Origin of the sequence: Streptomyces sp. NPDC003456 (assembly GCF_042878735.1) — a bacterium.
Taxonomy (GTDB): Bacteria; Actinomycetota; Actinomycetes; order Streptomycetales; family Streptomycetaceae; genus Streptomyces.
In genome coordinates this window covers 304,212-321,280 of the sequence record NZ_JBIAOK010000001.1, presented here as the reverse complement: position 1 = coordinate 321,280, position 17,069 = coordinate 304,212, and the positions used below count along the sequence as shown (strand labels likewise).

The following is a 17,069-nucleotide window of genomic DNA, read 5'->3' as shown; positions in this document are numbered from 1 at the left end:
CCCGCCGGTGGGCGGGGAACCGCCTGCGCCCCACCCGGACGACCCGAGCAGAAATCCTCTGCACGGGTCTTGTTGGCATGCCCTCACCCTCCTTACCTTGATGCAAGTTCATTGAAACATCAGTGAAACATCGAAGGATGGAGGGCTATGAAGCTCACACGCAGAGTGCTCGCCCATGTGATCGCACTCCTGCTGGGCGTGGCCACCGTGCTCACCACCACCCCCGCGCACGCCGCCTCCGGCGGAGCGGCCTTCACCGGCACCTACGACAACTTCTTCCAGCACATCGGAAAGACCCAGGCCGAGACCGACCAGAGGGTGCAGGACCTCTACAACGCGATCTACACCGAGAACGGCCCCGCAGACCAGCGGATCTACTACCCGGTCGGCTCGGACATGGCCTACATCCTCTCCACCCACGACGGAGACGTCCGCTCCGAGGGCATGTCCTACGCCATGATGGTCGCGCTGCAGATGGACGACCGCAGCCGGTTCGACAAGCTGTGGAAGTTCTCCAAGACCTACATGCAGTGCCCCAACGTCAACACCGACTGCGGCGGCCGCTACGACGGCCTGTTCATCTGGCACGTCGACGACCAGGCCCCCTACGGGCACTTCACCCTCTCCAGCGGAGAACCGGAGTACACCCCGGCCCCGGACGGTGACATCTACTTCGCCACGGCGCTGCTCATGGCCTCGGCGCGCTGGGGCGACGGATCGGGCATCTTCGACTACCGCGCGCAGGCGTCGACCATCCTCAACGAACTGAAGGACACCAGCGACCTCCAGTCCGGCGAGCTGTCCATCTTCAACCCCGACAACAAGCTGGTCCGCTTCATCCCGACCTGGATCGAGGGCTCGGGCAGCCTCGTCGACACCTCCTACCAACTGCCCGGCTTCTACGAGTACTGGTCCCGCAACGACCCCACGGCATCCAACCGCTCGTACTGGAACGAGGCGGCCGGCGCGGCCCGCACGTACTGGCGCGACGTCCTCGACAAGGCGGGCAACCAGGGCAACGGCATCTTCCCCGACTGCACCAAGCAGGACGGCGGCCCTCTCGACCAGTACAGCTGCGCCAGCGGCTACAAGCAGGGCGCGGACGGATGGCGCACCATACAGAACGTGGCCTTCGACTACTACTGGTACAACGGCGACGACGACGGCCACGCGCCCCTCGCCGCGCAGCGGACCTGGGCGGACCAGCTCCTGGGCTTCATGCGCCCCCAGCGCAACTCGATGGCGGGCGAGTGGTACGTCAACGGCACGCCGGCCTCCGACTGGACCGGCGGCGCGGGCCAGGCACTGATGTACGCGTCCGCAGCGAGCGTCGTGTCCGACACCGGCACCCGCGACGACTTCCTCCGCCTCGCCTGGGACTACCCCGTCACCACCGGTGAATGGCGCTACTACCACAGCTCCCTGCACATGCTCGGCTTCCTGCACCTCGCCGGCAAGTACAAGGCCTACGACATCGGCGACCAACAGCCCTCCGGCACGGCCGTGTACACCGACGGCCTCGCCTCCGGGTGGCGCGCCGAAGCGTGGAACGGCACGGTGGACACGGCGGCGTCCAGCCCCGCGTACGGCGGCAGCGGTACCTCGGTGAAGATGACGCCGGGCAGCGGCTGGGACGCACTGTCCTTCTCGTCCTCCACACCCGTGACCGCCGGCGGCCTCAGCCGCGTCGTCCTGCGCGTCCACGGCGGGGACTCCGGCACACGGCAACTGCAGCTCATGATCAATCCGGCGGCCGACGGGAGCGGAACGTGGGGAACCCGCGTCCAGATCGACGCACCCGCCGGCACCTGGACCGAGTTCTCCGTTCCGCTGTCCGATCTGGGCAGTCCCTCGACGATCGGCGCCATCGCCCTTCAGGACCGCACGGGCCAGGTCGCCCCCGCGTTCAACGTGGACGACGTCCGCCTCTCCTGAGGACCAGCCGGGGACGGAGGAAGGACACCGTCTCCGTTCCGTACCGTCACCGAGCCACGTAGGGCAGGCGCAGGCCTGCTCCACTGATCGGGACGTGCCGGTGGGCCGGCCGCGCAACCCGCATGCGGCCGGCCCACCGGGCGGCACTGCGGCAGTCGTCGCACCATCCGGTCGGAGGACTCTCCGGAGAGCCGACATCCGGTCGGCGGTCCCGGGAGAGCCGACGGTGCACACCGCCGTTGCGGCGACCGTCTCCTCAAGCCGACGCGGCGACGGTCAGGACGCCGGTGGCAGCCGCGAGGTAGCCGAGGGCGACCGGCACACTGCGGGGTTGGTCCTTCTCGGTGCCGATTCGCTGGTAGAGCTTGCCGAGTCGGTCGCGTACCCGGGTGCCGTGGGTGGCCCCGGCGGCGAGCAGAAGCAGGCAGGGCAGGCAGTACACCAGGGAGTAGGCGGCGATCACCAGCAGGGCGTCCCCGGTGCCCACGGCCGCGTCGACGAGTCGCTCGATGGCGATGAAGTAGGGGAACGCGTTGGGCAGGTCCGCGCCGGTCATGAGGAGGCCCAGAGCGGCGGCGGTCAGGGGGTTGACCCAGCCGGGAACGGTGATGGCCGGGCGCAGGCGTGGCCGCAGACGCCGGATCCCCGCCGCGGCGAGAGCCGCCGCTGCGAGAGTGAAGGCGATGCGCCGGACCCAGACGAGCCCGTCGCCGGCGGCGTCCGCCGCGGCGTCGGCTCCGAAATAGACCAGCACCCCCAGAGCCATCACCGTGATGTAGGAGCCGGCGACGAAACCGGCGGCGGTGCGGACGGGCCGGGCGACAGGCGCGAGCAGGAGCAGGGCCACTCCCGCGATCGTTGCGGGGTTCAGCGCGTCCAGCGCAGCCAGAGCGGCGATCCCGGTGAGCAGTGAGACGGTCATGACGGCAGCGGGCCGTGAGCGGCGTCCGGCAGGCCGAGGTGGCCGATGAGCTGCTCGACGTCGTCCGCGGTGGCGGGCTGACCGGTCAGGGCGGCCAGGAACAGCCCGTCCCCCGCGAGTCGGACGAGCCGGGCCCGGAGCGGGTCGCCCAGTTCGGTTGCCAGCATGCTCTGCCAGCGGTTCTCGGCCTCGCCGACCTCCCCGGGCAGGTCCAGCTCGCCGCTGCTGGTCAGCCGCAGCATGGACAGCATCGCCCGGTACAGCTCCCGCTCGTGGGGTCCTGGCGCGGACAGTCGCAGCCAGGTCGCCGCCACGGTCCGGTGGTCCGCCGCCGCGGCCAGGCGCTCGTCGAAGCGCCGCACGGCCCGCAGGATCAGGGCTTGCAGCAGGGACTGCTTGTCGAAGTGGTAGAGAAGCCCGCCTTTGCTGACCCGCGCCGCCTGGGCCACGGCGTCCAGAGTGGGGGGCACGTGGCCTGCGGCGATCAGCTCCTCGGCGGCGTCCATAATGCGTTCCCGTGCAGGTGTCATGACTCAACTGTACCGTCTGGACGGTAAAGCGGGCGTCGGTACGGCAGCGAGGGCGGTGGGCAGGGTGGGGGAGCGCGTGACGGGGCCGATCGGGCCGAGACGCGAGGTGGGCGGGGTGGGTCCTGGCTCGCACGGTCACGCTCGCGCCCTGGTGCCGCTATTGCCTCGCACGGGAGCCGCTTCGCGCTCTACCCTCACGGCCATGACGTCACACGATGCGCCGGAAGGCTCCCTTTTCGCCTCTGCTGGTGCCGGGCTGCTGATCCGGGCGGAGACGGCCGACGACCACGAAGAGGTGCGCGAGGTCCATAAGCGCGCCTTCGGTGGCGACGACCGGCTCCCCGGGCTGGTCGACGCTCTTCGCACCGCGCAGGCGGCATTGCCACCCATGGCCTTCGTCGCCGTCGTCGATGACCGGGTCGTCGGGCACGTGCTGCTGAGCGCGACCCGCTTGGACGCGCCGCGCCGGATCGTGGACGTGCTGTCGCTGTCACCGCTGGGTGTGCTCCCGGAGTTCCAGGGTCGGGGCATCGGTACGCGGCTCGTCGCCCACGCCCTTCAGGCCGCGGACGGCCAGGGCGTGCCGCTGGTGTTCCTGGAGGGTTCGCCGCACTACTACGGCACGCGCGGCTTCGAGGGTGCCCGCGCGGTGGGCTTTCGTTCGCCGTCGCTGCGTATCCCTGACGCCGCCTTCCAGGTCGCTCGACTGTCCGCGTACGAGCCGTGGATGACAGGGACCTTCGTCTACTCGGAGGCCTTCTGGGCCTTCGACTGCGTCGGCCTGCGCGACCCCGAGGACTGAGGCGGGGCGCCCACCCGGCCTCTGGTGCCGCGGACCAGCGGACGGCTCGGGTCATGTCGTGAGGGGCTGCGGCTTCTCAGCACCGTCTCGGCGACCGCGCGGGGCTGTTGCAGGCCCCCCTGAGGTATCAGCGTCTTCGCATGTGACGTACGGGGGCACAACAGGGTTCCGTCGTGGCGACGTTCAACGTCACCGCTCACACCCAGTGGGGCCAGCAGGTCTACGTGACCGGCAACCGTCCGGAGCTCGGCTCGTGGAACCCTGACAAGGCGGTTCCGCTCTCCTCGGCCCCGTACCCGACCTGGTCGGCGACCGTGGTGCTGCCCGCCAACACCAAGGTGGAGTACAAGTACATCGTCAAGACCGTCAACGCCCCGGTGACGTGGGAGACCGGCCCCAACCGCACCACGGTCACGCCGCCGACGGGCACGTACATCACGCACGAGGCCTTCCGCCACTGACCCACGGCAGCGCAACGGGGGCCGGGCACAGCGCCCGGCCCTGCACGCGTGACCACCTCCCGGTGGCACGATCACCGACACCAGTTGCCGGCAGCACGACCTCGAGGCCCTGCGCGTCTCAGTCGTCGTCGCGTGCGTGCTCCGCCGCGGTGTCGTAGGCGGCACGGGCTTCGGCGATGGCAGAGCGATGGCGCTCGGCCCAGTCCACCAGGCCGGTCAGCGAGGCGTGGAGTTCACGTGCCATGGGTGTGAGGCTGTACTCGACCTTCGGCGGCACTGTCGGGTACACGGTGCGGACGAGCAGCCCGTCGCGCTCCAGTCTGCGCAGGTTGAGGGTGAGCATGCGCCGGCTGATGCCGTTGAGGGAGCGTTCGAGTTCGGTGAAGCGGACCGGGCCGTGGGCGGCGGCGATCAGGATCCCGATGCTCCATTTCCCGGCCACACGGTCGAGCACCTCGCTGACCGGACAGGCCTCATCTCTCAGCGCCTCGGTAACACGGGTGTGACTGCGTGACACGAAAGTGCCTCCTTCCCCTGAGCAGTGAGGGTACCGAGGATGAGTGCGGTGAGAAGTCGTCAACCGGGGGAGTAGCCATGTCCGTTCGTGCGCTTGTCGTCGATCCGTCCGCATCCGCAGCCGTTCGCCTCACGGAGGTTGCCGACCCTGTACCCGGGCCGGGGCAGGTCCTGGTAGCCGTCTCCCATGCCTCCTTGAACTACGGTGACCTCAACGACGCCCGCTCGGGGCGGGTTCCCGTGGGCGCGGTGCTCGGTTCGGACGCCGCCGGAGTGGTCGTTCAGGCGGCGGCCGACGGCTCCGGACCGGCGGTGGGGACACGGGTGGTGGCCTTGACCGCGGGCGCGTTCGCCGAGCGCATCGCGGTCGATGTGGGTGCACTCGCCGAAGTGCCCAAAGGCCTGGACCCGGCACGGGCGGTCGCTCTGCCGGTGGCTGGAGTGGCGGCCTTGCGCTCGCTGCGGGCTGCCGGACTCGGGCCGGGCAAGAGGGTGCTGGTCACCGGGGCCTCCGGCGGGGTCGGCAGGTTCGCCGTCCAGCTGGCGGCACGGGCCGGAGCCCATGTGATCGCGTCCGTCGGCTCCGCAGCCCGCGGACGAGGGCTGACCGACTTGGGTGCCAGTGAGGTCCTGATCGGACTGGACGGACTGCAGCAGCCGGTCGATGTCGTCATCGACAGCGTCGGCGGACCTCAACTGGTGGCCGCGTGGGACCTGCTGAGCGCCGGAGGCAGCGTGCAGAGTGTCGGCTGGACGTCCGGGGAGCCGGCAGTGTTCGCGCCGTATGCGACCGTCGGCCCGGCCAAGTCGTTGACCTCGTTCGTCGTCGAGGGCGAAGTCAGCGCGGACCTGGCAGCTCTCGCCGAGTCGGCCGCTGCGGGGTCCCTTGCCGTCGAGATCGGCTGGCAAGGGTCCTGGGACCGCTTCGACGAGGCCGCCAAGGCCCTGCGCGAGCGCCGAGTGGCCGGCAAGGCGGTCCTGGACGTCGCAGCCGGTTGACTGCCTGCCCCGGCGCCTTGCCGTCGAGCACGAGCGCGCTCTCGTCGCACACCTGCCGAACAGCTTCGGCGCCCCTCCGCCGTATGTCAGGGACGGTCGCCCTTGTGGTCGACGACTCCCGTGGCCAGGAACGCGTTCTGGAACATGAGCTCGCCCGCCTTCCAGAGCCGGTCAGGGGTGTCGTCCGCGCCCGGGAACATGTCCTTGTGGTCCTTGACGACGAGCCAGCGGTCGCCGAGGTACTGGTATGTGCGCGGGTCGATCAGGATCTCGCGGCGGACCGTCTGCCCCTTCTCGGCGTGCCCGACCGCGAGGGCGTCCCGGCCGGCGAGGTCGCGGACGAGACGGTCGGTGACCTTGACGCCCGGGACCGCGGCCAGCGCGCGGTACAGCTTGGCGAGCGCCTGCGGTGGGACGGGCTGGGACGCGAAGAGCACACTCAGCGCACGCATGGCCTCCTCCCCTTCGGAAGCGCCCTCCCCCGGGTAGTAGGCGCGGACCTTCTTCAGCACGACCGCCGGGTCGTCCGGCAGCTCGTCGAGGAAGCGGAGCCGTTCACGCATGGAGCGGTCGTCGCCCTCCTTGCCGTTCTCGAAGCGCGGGTCCGCGTACCGCGTCCAACGCTCCTCCGGCTCCGGCTCCGGCTCGGGCCGGCCGGCGGTGTCGGGCCACACTCCGGGACCGGCCGAGAGTTTCTTCACGTAGATCCACTGGCCCGCGTGCGGCGTGGGTGGCGGATCGGTCCGCTCCACCGTGGACGCGGCACGCTCCAGCACCTCCTTCGCCGAACCCTGCACGGTCCGCGTCGTGGTCGGCACCGTGCGCTCCGCACCATCGTGGCCGCGCCCTCCCACGCCGGAGGCCAGCACGGCCACCGCGGTGAGCGCGGCGGCGGCCCCGACCGCTGCGAGCCGCCAGTCGGCCCGCAGCCTGCGTCCCCGGCCCCGCCCCGCGGCGCTGGTCAGCCGGTCCCGCCCCGCGGCGAGTCGCGCCCGGTCGGGCCTCGGCGCCCCGGACCGGAACTCGCGTACGTCCTTCATCTCGTCCACGGTCACGGCCGGACCACCTCCGCCACTTCGCCCAGGAACGCCGGGTCGCCCCCCAGCGCGGCCCGTACCTTGCGGCGGGCCCGGTTGAGCCGGGACCGCACGGTCCCGACGGGTATGTCGAGCGCCTCGGCGACCTCTTGGTAGGTCAGATCGGCCCAGGCCACGAGCAGCAGCACATGCCGGTCTGCTGCGGACAGTCCGGCGAGCGCGTCCGCGAGCGGGGCGCGGTCGGCGACCCGGTCCGCGGTGTCCTCGACCCAGCCGGCCGCGACGGGGTCCTGGCCGGTCCTGGCCAGCGCCCGCAGACCGCGTACTTCCTTCCGGCGCTGCTTGCCGATGAGGTGCGCGGCGATCCCGTACAGCCAGGGCCGGGCACTGGCCCGCGAGGTGTCATAGCGGGCCCGTACCCGGAACGCGGTCAGGAACGTGTCGGCCGTGACATCGTCCGCCGCGTGGTCGCCGAGGCGCCGGGCCACGTACCGGTGGATGTCGGGTGCGTACCGGTCGTAGAGCCGGGCGAACAGCTCCGGATGGTCCAGGGACCGCGCGATGACATGGCCGTCGAGCTCGTCGGCCGGGTGGAGCGCCGGTGGTCCGGTCACGGGTCCTCCGTCAGCGTGGGTTCGAGCGTGTCACCCGTTGTTCCCCGCTGCCTCGCGAAGAGTTCACGGCCACACAGGATTTCTCAGGCAGCGAGCGCGACCCTACGGGATCGGTCGCGCCGGCACGGCTTCGCAGGCCGTTCTCCGCTGTTCGCAGGCAGGCCATGCCGGATACAGGACCGGGAGAGTGACACCGACAGCTGTCGACGCGGCCGATCCGGCGAATGCCGGCGATCGGCGGCCTGCACGTCCCTTCAGCCGGGTAACGCAGGACCGTCATACCGATCGTGGGAGGTGTCGAAGCTGGCAGGGTTCATCTTCGAAGGAGTGGACTGGCAGTGTGTGTCCAACTGCGTGGAGGACTGCCGGGAGAAGAATTTCACCTGTGTGGCGAAGTGCATCTTCTTGTGCACCAAGCCGTCCGGTCCCGGCGGTGACGACGGTGGCTCGGCATTCCTCGATGTCCTGGGTGCGCTGGAGAACGTGACGATCGGGATCGAGGAGAACCCGGGGGAGGAGATCTCTGACCTCCTGAGGCCCCTCGAAGCGGCGCTTGAGAGGTACCGGGACGTCATCACTCGCCGGTGAGGGGGCGAACCCACCGGCGCCCCGATCCGGGTGGTGGCGCCGGGTTCCGGCCCGCGCAGCCGGGGATCCCCCCTTCTTCACCGGTCACGCCGCGAGCGTGTCACTGTCATCCACCGCGGCGCCATGTGCCGTCCGTGAGGCCGACCGGGTTGGCGGTCGGCACGATGCCGCGTCCGTGTCCGCTTCCAATCCACGTTGCACAGCAACTTGGCGCCAGGCGCCGTCGGGGCGGCCACCGACCACAGCCGTGTCCCCGACTCGGCCCCCGGCTAGTCATCGTGGTCGTTCTGCAGCTTCCGGCGACGTTCCTGTTCGCGCTTGGAGTAGGCGGCCGCCCGGATCGCCTCGTCGCTCTCCAGGCCAGATCCCAGCGCGCCGCCCACGGTGGCGACGGAAGCGACGAACCACGCCAGCGTCAGGTACTGCTCGGCGTGCAACGGGGTCCGCGTCATGGACGCGAACACCTGGTCGTTGAGGATGAACAGCGCCCACAGCCAGTTGATGACCATCAGCCCCAGGTAGCAGACGAGCACCCCGATGCCCACGGTCGCGACCGTCGAGGCGTTGTAGAGCCGCGCCCTCTGCCTCGCCTCCGGTGAGCTGTCCGCGGATCGATGCCACAGCTCCGCGTCGATGATCAGCCAGCCGATCATGATCGCGACGGATCCGACCGCGGCGATCACCAGGCGCGGCGTGCTGAGGGACGCGGCCAGGCTCCAGACGGTGGAGTTCACGGTGGCGACCGCCCCCGTGGCGAGCGCGGCCGCCAGAGCCTTCGACAGGCCCGGCACCAGCCGCCACGGCCGGTTGGCGCGGACCATCCCGGCGAGGACCCGCAGGTAGCCGCGCGGCCCGCCGGCGACGTACCGAAGATCGTCGGTCTCCTCCTCATCCTTGTGGCCGGGACGGGACGGGGCGGGACGATCGGGGGAGGGGTCCCAAGGCGGCTGACTTCGCGAAGCCCCTTCGGCCTCGGTGGTTCGCGGCCTCGCCATGCCGAGCACGGCTTCCTCGACGGCCCGCCGGGCCCGCGTCTGCAGTCGCAGGCCTCCCAGAGAAGGAAGGGAGAGCAGCGCCAAGCCGTGCCGGTGGTTCAGACGCACAGCGAGCCTGCGCCCGTGCGCGTGCAGCGGAAGGTCGGTGAGCGCCACGACGACGTCCCAGTTCTCCGCACTCCCGCGGTCCATGATCCGGCGCATCAGAGTGGACGGTTCCTCCGTCCCGGCGGTGAAGGGCTCACTGACCACCTCGACCTCGAACCGTCGCCCCTGCCCCGACCTGTCGGCCAGCCGGGCGGACAGCGTGCGGGCCATGCCCTGCGCGATCTCCGTCGGCGCGTCCGGATCGGCCAGGAGAGCCACGACCGTAACGCCCTCGGACGACACTTGCATGAGACTGGACCCTTCTCGTCGGCCGCCCGCCTCGGCGCGGGTCACGGCAGGAGCACGGGGGCCGAGGGCGGAACCCGGGATCCGGGGTGCCGCCACGCGCCGCCGCTCACCCGGCGGTGGACGCCCCCTGCGAGGGCCGGCAGCCGGGGGCGGGACCGTACGGCCGTCTCGACGGGAAGAGGAGCCCTGCGCCACTCGGGAGCCTCCTCGACGTCCGTGAGGCGCTGGTGGGTCTTGTCCACCCTGGTGTCGAACGAGCAGACACCTGGATCAAGCATGTGTGTGAGCCTTTCGTCACGGGCGTCTCACGGGCTCAGTCCGCCAGATCGGCCTTGCCGAACAGCACCGCGTAACCCGAGGGGAGTCGACTGATGATCTGGTTCAGTTCCCCGCCGGTGACAGTGTCGGCAACGGTGGTCAGGACCGCGCTGGCATCCCACTGCGCCGTACGCGGACGGGCAGGGGTGCGTTCGTCGACCCGGCGGTAGAACTCCTCGATCCCGAAGCTCTGCGCCTGCTGCGGCGCTGCCTGGTCCAGGACCTCTCCCAGCGGGCCGGGCAGCTGGGATGCGAGGTCCTTGACCTCTCCCGGGCCGATCCGTTGGGCCAGCACGTGCAGCACGGCGCCGGTGATGTCCGCGGCTTCGCCCTGATCCTTGTATTCGCCTCGCTCCCGTACGCGGGCGAGGAACCCGTCGTATTGCATTGCCGCCTCCTTCTGCCGGGGTCATCGCTGGGCACCTTCTCCGTCTCGTGCTCTCGTCGCCCCCTGGGGTCATGCGAGCCAGGCGGACTGCTTCGGACGGGTGTGCGGGGAGCTGTCGGTGCCGCCGGGCGCGGCCGTGTGGCCCAGGTAGCGGTGCACGAAGTGGATACTCATCGCGCCTTCGCCGGCAGAGGAGGACACGCGTTTCACCGAGCCGCTGCGCACGTCGCCGGCGGCGAAGACGCCGGGCAGGCTGGTCTCCAGCGTCAGGCAGTCGCGGCCCTGGCTCTGCCACATTCCGGGAGCGGAGCGGGCCTGCGCCTCCGCGCCGGTGAGCACGAAGCCGCGCGCGTCGAGGGCGAGCGCGCCGGACAGCCACTCGGTGTGCGGTTCGGCGCCGGTGAAGACGAACAGGGCCCGCACCGCGAGCCGGTGGTGCTCGCCCGTGCGACGGTCGACCACGTCGACGGCCTCCAGCGTCTCCTCGCCGAGCGCCTCGGTCATCTCGGTGTGCAGCAGCACTCGCACCCGCGGGTGGCGCTCGACCTGATCGATCAGGTAGCGGGACATGTGTTCCGCGAGGCTCGCCCCACGGACGAGCAGATACACCTGTGGCGCGTACCCGGCCAGGAAGAGGACGGCCTGCCCCGCGGAGTTGCCGCCGCCGATGACGGCCACCGGGTCGGTGCGGCACTTCTGGGCCTCGTAGACGGTGGCCGAGTAGTGGACGCTCGTTCCCTCCAGGCGCTCGACGCCGGGCGCGTGGAGGCGGCGGTAGCGGGCGCCGGTGGCCAGGACGACGGCGCGGGCGGTGATCTCGCTGCCGTCGGCGAACCCGACGGCGTAGTGGCCGTCCCGCGGTTCGAGGCGGGCCGCCTCCGCCGGGACGCTGATCCGGGCGCCGAACTTCTCCGCCTGGAGCACCGCGCGGTCGGTCAGTTCGGCGCCGGAGACGCCGGAGGGGAAGCCGAGCAGATTCTCGATGCGGGACGACGTCCCGGCCTGGCCGCCGGTGGCCAGCGCCTCGACCAGGGTCGTGCCGAGACCCTCCGAGGCGGCGTTCACCGCGGCGGCGAGACCGGCGGGTCCGGAGCCGAGGATCAGGAGATCGCCGTGGTGGTTCTCCGCAGGCAGCGAGGGCAGGCCCGTCAGCCGGGCCAGTTCCGCGTTGCTGGGGTTGCGCAGCAGAGTGGTGTCCCGCCAGATGACGAGCGGTGTCTCCTCCGGACCCACGCCGAAGCGGCGCAGCAGCTCCTCGGCCTCCTTGTCCGTCTCCAGGTCGATCCAGCGGTACGGCAGCCGGTTGCGGGCGGCGAACTCACGCAGCCGCCGGGTGTCGGGCGAATAGCGCGAGCCGACGATGCGGAAACCGGCCCCCTGACCGACCAGCAGGGCACGGCGGCCGAGGCAGGCGCGCAGCACCAGATCGCCCAGGACGGAGTCCCGGGCCACCAGGTCACGCAGCTGATCCATGGACAGGGCCAGGACCTCACCGGGGTCCCTGACCGCAGCGGTGTAGAACGCCACCTGACCGTTCAGGAGGCCCAGCTCGCCGATGAAGCGGCCGGGGCCGTGCACACGCAGCAGCCGTTCGCCGGGCGTGCCGTAGTCCTCGATGACGGCGATCGAGCCGCTCACGATGACGTAGAACGTCTCGCAGTGCTCTCCCTCCCGGATCAGCACGTCGCCGGCGTCGACCTCACGCCGCCGGCCGTGCCGCGCCAGGCGGTCCATCTGGTCCTCCGGCAGCCGGGGGTAGGCGCCGTAGATGTCGGCGGTCTCGAAGGGGACGCTCTCCTCCGTCTCGCCCGCCGCCTTCGCTGCGCTCGGTCGCGTCCCGTCGCCGGCCATCAGACGAACGCCTCGTGCACGAAGCACCACCGCCAGTCCTCGCCGGGCTCCAGCGACGCCGCGATCGGATGGCCGTCAGCGGCGGCGTGACGGCGCGCGTGCCGGTTCGGCGAGGAGTCGCAGCAGCCGACGTGGCCGCAGGTCAGGCAGAGCCTCAGGTGGACCCACGGGGAGCCCAGCAGCAGACACTCCTGACACCCCTCGGGGGTCAGTGGCCGGACCGGCCGGACAAGCGCGAGATGGGGGTCGGTTCGTACGGTCATGCCTGATCACCCTTTCCCGGCCGGTTCGCGGCCGGCGATCGTCTGCTCCACCCACCGCCGCAGGGCAGGGGCAGGTGCCGCGCCCGCCTGCCGGGCGATGGTCCGTCCCTGGTCGAGAACCAGCAGGGTCGGTACCGCCTGGACCTCGAACCGCTGCGCCAGACGGGGGTTCTTGTCGATGTCCACCTTGACGAGCTTGATCCGGCCGGCGAGATCGGTGGCGACCTTCTCCAGTGCGGGGCTGACCATGCGGCAGGGGCCGCACCAGGTGGCCCACAGGTCGACGACGACGGGCACGGTGGCCTGCTCGGCGACCTCGGTGAAGTCGTCGTCGCCCGCGTCGGCCACCCACGGCAGCGGCTGCTTGCACTGGCCGCACGTGGGGTGGCCCTCGGCGGCCACGGGTACCCGGTTGGTGCGCCCGCAGTGCGGGCAGGTGACGGTGGTGGCCTGCACGGTGCTCATGCCGCCCGCGCTCCCTTCAGGTCCTCCGGCCGGTCGTAGGTGACGACCAGCTCTCCGTGTTCGGCGTCGACGCGGACCGTCGCGCCGTCCTGGACGTCGCCGCGCAGCAGGGCGCGCCCGACCATCGTCTCGACCTCGTGGGAGATGTAGCGGCGCAGCGGCCGCGCCCCGTACACCGGGTCGTAGCCCTGGTGGGCGATCAACTCACGTGCGGGCTCGGTGAGTTCCACCGAGATGCGGCGTTCGGCGAGGCGGTGGCGCAGCTCGTCGAACTGCAGCTCCACGATCCGCTCGATCTGCCGTTCGCCGAGCGGCTTGAACAGCACGATGTCGTCGACGCGGTTGAGGAACTCCGGGCGGAAGTGCCCGCGCAGCTCGCCCATCACCAGGGCGCGGGCCTCCGGCTTGATCTCACCCTCGGCGGTGACACCGTCGAGGAGGTGCTCGGAGCCGATGTTGGACGTCATGATGATCACGGTGTTGCGGAAGTCGACGGCGCGGCCCTGGGCGTCGGTGATGCGGCCGTCGTCGAGGATCTGCAGCAGGGTGTTGAAGACATCCGTGTGCGCCTTCTCGATCTCGTCGAACAGGACCACCGAGTACGGCTTGCGGCGTACGGCCTCGGTGAGCTGTCCGCCTTCCTCGTAGCCGACGTATCCGGGCGGTGCGCCCATGAGCCGGCTGACGGTGTGCCGCTCCTGGTACTCGCTCATGTCGAGGCGGACCATGTTGTCCTCGGAGTCGAACAGGGCCGCCGCGAGGGTCTTGGCCAGCTCGGTCTTCCCGACGCCGGTCGGGCCGAGGAAGATGAACGAGCCGATGGGGCGGCGCGGATCCCGGATACCGGAACGGGCGCGGATGATGGCGTCGGCGACGAGCTTGACGGCCTCGTCCTGGCCGATGACGCGCTCGCGCAGGATCTCGTCGAGGCGCAGCAGCTTCTCGCGTTCGCCCTCCTGGAGACGGGCGACGGGAACCCCGGTCCAGGCGGCGACGATCTCGGCGATCTCCTCCTCGGTGACGACCTCGCGCAGCAGCCGGTTCTGCCCCTGCTTGGCGGCCAGTTGCTCCTCCTCGGCCCTCAGCCGGCGCTCCAGGTCCTGGAGACGGCCGTAGCGGAGTTCGGCGGCGCGGTTCAGGTCGTAGGCGCGTTCCGCCTCCTCCGCCTCGTGGCGGACCTGTTCCAGTTCCTGGCGCAGTTCCTGCACGCGGCGGATCGCCTGCCGTTCGGCCTCCCACTGGGCGCGTTTGGCGTCGGCCTCGCCGCGCAGGTCGGCGAGTTCCTTGCGCAGTTCCTCCAGGCGGGTCCTGCTCGCGGGGTCGGTCTCCTTGGACAGGGCGGCCTCCTCGATCTCCAGGCGGGTGACGCGGCGGGTGATCTCGTCGAGTTCGGCCGGCATCGAGTCGATCTCGGTACGCAGCCGGGCGCAGGCTTCGTCGACGAGGTCGATGGCCTTGTCGGGCAGGAACCGGTCGGTGATGTAGCGGTGGGAGAGGGTGGCCGCGGACACCAGGGCGGTGTCCTGGATCTTCACGCCGTGGAAGATCTCCAGGCGTTCGCGCAGTCCGCGCAGGATGGAGATGGTGTCCTCCACACTCGGCTCGTCGACCAGCACCTGCTGGAAGCGGCGTTCGAGGGCGGCGTCCTTCTCGATGTGCTTGCGGTACTCGTCCAGGGTGGTGGCACCGATCATGTGGAGTTCGCCGCGGGCGAGCATCGGCTTGAGCATGTTGCCCGCGTCCATGGCTCCTTCGGCGGCGCCCGCGCCGACGACCGTGTGGAGTTCGTCGACGAAGAGCAGGATGCGCCCCTGGGCCGCCTTCACCTCGGACAGCACGGCCTTGAGGCGTTCCTCGAACTCGCCGCGGTACTTGGCTCCGGCGACCAGAGAGCCCATGTCGAGTGAGAACACGGTCTTGTCGCGCAGTCCTTCGGGCACGTCCCCGCGGACGATGCGCTGGGCGAGCCCCTCGACGATGGCGGTCTTGCCGACGCCGGGGTCGCCGATGAGGACGGGGTTGTTCTTGGTCTTGCGGCTGAGGATCTGGGTGACGCGGCGGATCTCCGCGTCCCTGCCGATGACCGGGTCGAGCCTGCCGTCCCTGGCCTCGGCGACCAGGTCGCGGCCGTACTTCTCCAGAGCCTCGTAGGCCACTTCGGGGTTGGCGGAGGTGACCCGCTGGTTGCCTCGGATCTGGGTCAGCGCGCTCAGGAACGACTCCCGGGTGATGCCGTGCTCCTTGAGCAGGCGTCCGGCGGCGGTCGCCGAGCCCTCCTCGGCCAGGGCGAGCAGGAGGTGCTCCACGGACACGTACTCGTCCTTGAGGCGTTTGGCCTCCCGCTCGGCCGCGTCCAGCAGCCGGGACAGGCGCTGGGTGACGAACACCTGGCCCGGCGCCGCACCCGGGCCGGTCACCTTGGGCCGGCGGGACAGCTCCTCGCGCACGGCCTCACGGAGTTGCCCGGGCTCCCTGCCCGCCTGTTGCAGCAGCCGCGGGATCAGCCCGTCCTCCTGGTCGAGCAGCGCGAGCAGCAGATGCTCACCGTCGACCTCGGTCTGGCCCATGCGGACGGCGGCGGTCTGCGCCTCCTGGAGGGCTTCCTGTGACTTCTGGGTGAGACGGTTCATGTCCATGGCGGTATGTCACTCCTCGTACCGGCGCGGCGCAGGGCGGCTTCGAGCAGGCTGATGCGGTCCAGCAGATCGAGCACCAGACCGATGGATGCGTAGTTGAGGCAGAGACCGGAGCGCAGCCGCTGCACGCGGGCGAGCACCGCCGGGGCCGCGGAGTCGAACACCAGGCGCCCCGCGGCGTCGCGCTCGGCGTCGACCAGCCCCAGGGCGACGAACCGGCGCACGAGGTCGGGATGGACGCCGGCGCGGCGGGCCGCGGTGTCCAGGGAAAGCCTGGGCACGGGCACGAGCGCGTAGCGCACGGCCGTCGAGCCGGCGCTCGTCCGTACGGGACGCCCGCCCGCGTCGGCCCGGGCGGCCCGGTCGCCGGTGGCGGCCCGTGGGGGTCGGTCGCTCATCACGTCCTCCTGGGGTCGTACGAAGAGGTGGCGGCCAGCTCCTCGAACAGCTCGCGCTCCCGGTCGCTGAGCCGGGACGGCACCATGACGCGCACTTCGGCGTACAGGTCGCCGTCGGCACCGCGCGGGTTCGGCATGCCCTCGCCGCGCAGCCGCAGCCGCCGGCCACTGGAGGAGCCCGCGGGGACCGTGACCTTGGCCGTGCCGCCGCCCGGGGTGGGCACCGGAACCGTCGCGCCGAGCGCGGCCTCCCAGGGGGCGACCGGAAGCTGCGTGTGCACGTCCCGTCCGTCCAGCCGGAACCGAGGGTGCGGTGGGATGCGCACCCGCAGATACAGGTCCCCGGCGGCGGCGTCACCACTGCCGCGTCCGCCCTCGCCCGCCAGGCGGATGCGCTGCCCGTCGGTGACGCCGGGGGGTACGTCGACCTCGTAGCGCCGCGGCTGCCCGGTGGGGCCGGCGAGCGTGACGGTGCGGCGGCCGCCCCGGTACGCCTCCTCCACGGTGAGCGGCAACTCGGCCTCCTGGTCGGCCCCCGGTACACCGCCGGGGGCGCCGCCGGCTCCGAACAGTGAGCCGAACAGGTCCTCGATGCCGATGCCCTCCCCTGCGAGATCCTCGCCGAAGCCGGTGTACCGGACACGGGGGCCGCCCGCACCCGCGGTCCTCCGAGCGCGGAAGCCACCGCCGGCTCCGGCGCCGGCACCGACCCGCTCCTCCCAGTCCTCGGGCACTTTGCGGAAGTCCTCGCCGAAGCGGTCGTAACGGGCCCGGGTCTTGGGGTCCGACAGGGCGCTGTAGGCCTCGTTGAGGTCCTTGAAGCGTTCCTCCGCCCCCGGATCCTTGTTGACGTCGGGGTGGTACTTGCGGGCGAGTGTGCGATACGCCTGCTGGATCTCGTCCTGGCTCGCGGTCCGTGACACGCCCAGCACCTCGTAGAAGTCCCTTGCCATGA

General features: G+C 71.1%; 19 protein-coding genes. 5 read left to right on the top strand and 14 right to left on the bottom strand.

What is annotated here, in order from left to right:
* Positions 1–147: 147 nt before the first annotated feature.
* Positions 148–1,935, top strand: coding sequence for a glycosyl hydrolase family 8 (locus tag ACFYWG_RS01115; protein WP_389198445.1), 1,788 nt, complete (start codon positions 148–150; stop codon positions 1,933–1,935).
* Positions 1,936–2,191: 256 nt separating this feature from the next.
* Here the strand turns inward: ACFYWG_RS01115 and ACFYWG_RS01110 are convergent, their stop codons facing one another.
* Positions 2,192–2,857, bottom strand: a complete 666-nt coding sequence (locus ACFYWG_RS01110) for a GAP family protein (RefSeq protein WP_383507736.1) — start codon at positions 2,855–2,857, stop codon at positions 2,192–2,194.
* On the bottom strand, positions 2,854–3,387 hold the full coding sequence (locus ACFYWG_RS01105; RefSeq protein ID WP_389198442.1) for a TetR/AcrR family transcriptional regulator: 534 nt from the start codon (positions 3,385–3,387) through the stop codon (positions 2,854–2,856). Before ACFYWG_RS01105 ends, ACFYWG_RS01110 begins: the two co-directional genes overlap by 4 nt.
* A 202-nt stretch (positions 3,388–3,589) precedes the next feature.
* Between ACFYWG_RS01105 and ACFYWG_RS01100 the strand changes: the two genes are divergently transcribed.
* The gene (locus ACFYWG_RS01100) at positions 3,590–4,189 is read left to right on the top strand and encodes a GNAT family N-acetyltransferase (RefSeq protein ID WP_389198440.1); all 600 of its coding nucleotides are present in this window, start codon (positions 3,590–3,592) and stop codon (positions 4,187–4,189) included.
* A 173-nt stretch (positions 4,190–4,362) separates the two neighbouring features.
* The gene (locus tag ACFYWG_RS01095) at positions 4,363–4,650 is read left to right on the top strand and encodes a carbohydrate-binding module family 20 domain-containing protein (RefSeq protein WP_389198438.1); all 288 of its coding nucleotides are present in this window, start codon (positions 4,363–4,365) and stop codon (positions 4,648–4,650) included.
* Between the two features lie 118 nt (positions 4,651–4,768).
* On the opposite strand, the gene ACFYWG_RS01090 is transcribed toward ACFYWG_RS01095, so the two are convergent.
* Positions 4,769–5,167, bottom strand: coding sequence for a winged helix-turn-helix transcriptional regulator (locus ACFYWG_RS01090; protein WP_389198436.1), 399 nt, complete (start codon positions 5,165–5,167; stop codon positions 4,769–4,771).
* Positions 5,168–5,244: 77 nt separating this feature from the next.
* Here ACFYWG_RS01090 and ACFYWG_RS01085 point away from each other — a divergent pair, with 77 nt between their 5' ends.
* On the top strand, positions 5,245–6,165 hold the full coding sequence (locus ACFYWG_RS01085; RefSeq protein ID WP_389198434.1) for a zinc-binding dehydrogenase: 921 nt from the start codon (positions 5,245–5,247) through the stop codon (positions 6,163–6,165).
* Between the two features lie 86 nt (positions 6,166–6,251).
* Here the strand turns inward: ACFYWG_RS01085 and ACFYWG_RS01080 are convergent, their stop codons facing one another.
* Together ACFYWG_RS01080 and ACFYWG_RS01075 are read right to left on the bottom strand one after the other, a co-directional pair.
* The gene (locus tag ACFYWG_RS01080) at positions 6,252–7,220 is read right to left on the bottom strand and encodes a CU044_5270 family protein (protein ID WP_389198432.1); all 969 of its coding nucleotides are present in this window, start codon (positions 7,218–7,220) and stop codon (positions 6,252–6,254) included.
* Positions 7,217–7,816 (bottom strand): RNA polymerase sigma factor, encoded by a 600-nt coding sequence (locus ACFYWG_RS01075; RefSeq protein WP_383507713.1) that lies wholly within the window; start codon positions 7,814–7,816, stop codon positions 7,217–7,219. The genes ACFYWG_RS01080 and ACFYWG_RS01075 overlap by 4 nt, the downstream gene beginning before the upstream one ends.
* 294 nt (positions 7,817–8,110) lie before the next feature.
* On the opposite strand from ACFYWG_RS01075, the gene ACFYWG_RS01070 reads away from it, so the two are divergent.
* Positions 8,111–8,404 carry a hypothetical protein gene (locus tag ACFYWG_RS01070; protein ID WP_383507711.1) on the top strand — a complete coding sequence of 98 codons (294 nt, stop codon included), beginning with the start codon at positions 8,111–8,113 and terminating at the stop codon, positions 8,402–8,404.
* A gap of 269 nt (positions 8,405–8,673) precedes the next feature.
* Here ACFYWG_RS01070 and ACFYWG_RS01065 read toward each other — a convergent pair whose 3' ends face one another.
* The 9 genes from ACFYWG_RS01065 to ACFYWG_RS01025 all read right to left on the bottom strand — a co-directional run bounded on the left by ACFYWG_RS01065 (position 8,674) and on the right by ACFYWG_RS01025 (position 17,067).
* On the bottom strand, positions 8,674–9,765 hold the full coding sequence (locus tag ACFYWG_RS01065; protein ID WP_389198429.1) for a hypothetical protein: 1,092 nt from the start codon (positions 9,763–9,765) through the stop codon (positions 8,674–8,676).
* A gap of 71 nt (positions 9,766–9,836) precedes the next feature.
* Complete coding sequence (locus ACFYWG_RS01060) at positions 9,837–10,073, bottom strand: hypothetical protein (protein WP_389198427.1); 237 nt, start codon at positions 10,071–10,073, stop codon at positions 9,837–9,839.
* Positions 10,074–10,108: 35 nt separating this feature from the next.
* A complete protein-coding gene (locus tag ACFYWG_RS01055) occupies positions 10,109–10,501 on the bottom strand; it encodes a DUF2267 domain-containing protein (RefSeq protein WP_383507702.1) in 393 nt (130 codons plus the stop codon).
* A 69-nt stretch (positions 10,502–10,570) separates the two neighbouring features.
* Entirely contained in the window at positions 10,571–12,352 is a 1,782-nt protein-coding gene (locus tag ACFYWG_RS01050) for an FAD-dependent oxidoreductase (RefSeq protein ID WP_389198425.1), read from the bottom strand.
* A complete protein-coding gene (locus ACFYWG_RS01045; protein ID WP_055715821.1) occupies positions 12,352–12,615 on the bottom strand; it encodes a UBP-type zinc finger domain-containing protein in 264 nt (87 codons plus the stop codon). The genes ACFYWG_RS01050 and ACFYWG_RS01045 overlap by 1 nt, the downstream gene beginning before the upstream one ends.
* Before the next feature lie 6 nt (positions 12,616–12,621).
* On the bottom strand, positions 12,622–13,080 hold the full coding sequence (gene trxA, locus ACFYWG_RS01040; RefSeq protein WP_376328460.1) for a thioredoxin: 459 nt from the start codon (positions 13,078–13,080) through the stop codon (positions 12,622–12,624).
* Positions 13,077–15,716 carry an ATP-dependent chaperone ClpB gene (clpB, locus tag ACFYWG_RS01035; protein ID WP_389198423.1) on the bottom strand — a complete coding sequence of 880 codons (2,640 nt, stop codon included), beginning with the start codon at positions 15,714–15,716 and terminating at the stop codon, positions 13,077–13,079. Before clpB ends, trxA begins: the two co-directional genes overlap by 4 nt.
* Entirely contained in the window at positions 15,707–16,114 is a 408-nt protein-coding gene (locus ACFYWG_RS01030; RefSeq protein ID WP_389198421.1) for a chaperone modulator CbpM, read from the bottom strand. Before ACFYWG_RS01030 ends, clpB begins: the two co-directional genes overlap by 10 nt.
* Entirely contained in the window at positions 16,114–17,067 is a 954-nt protein-coding gene (locus tag ACFYWG_RS01025; protein WP_389198419.1) for a DnaJ C-terminal domain-containing protein, read from the bottom strand. Before ACFYWG_RS01025 ends, ACFYWG_RS01030 begins: the two co-directional genes overlap by 1 nt.
* Positions 17,068–17,069 lie beyond the last annotated feature (2 nt).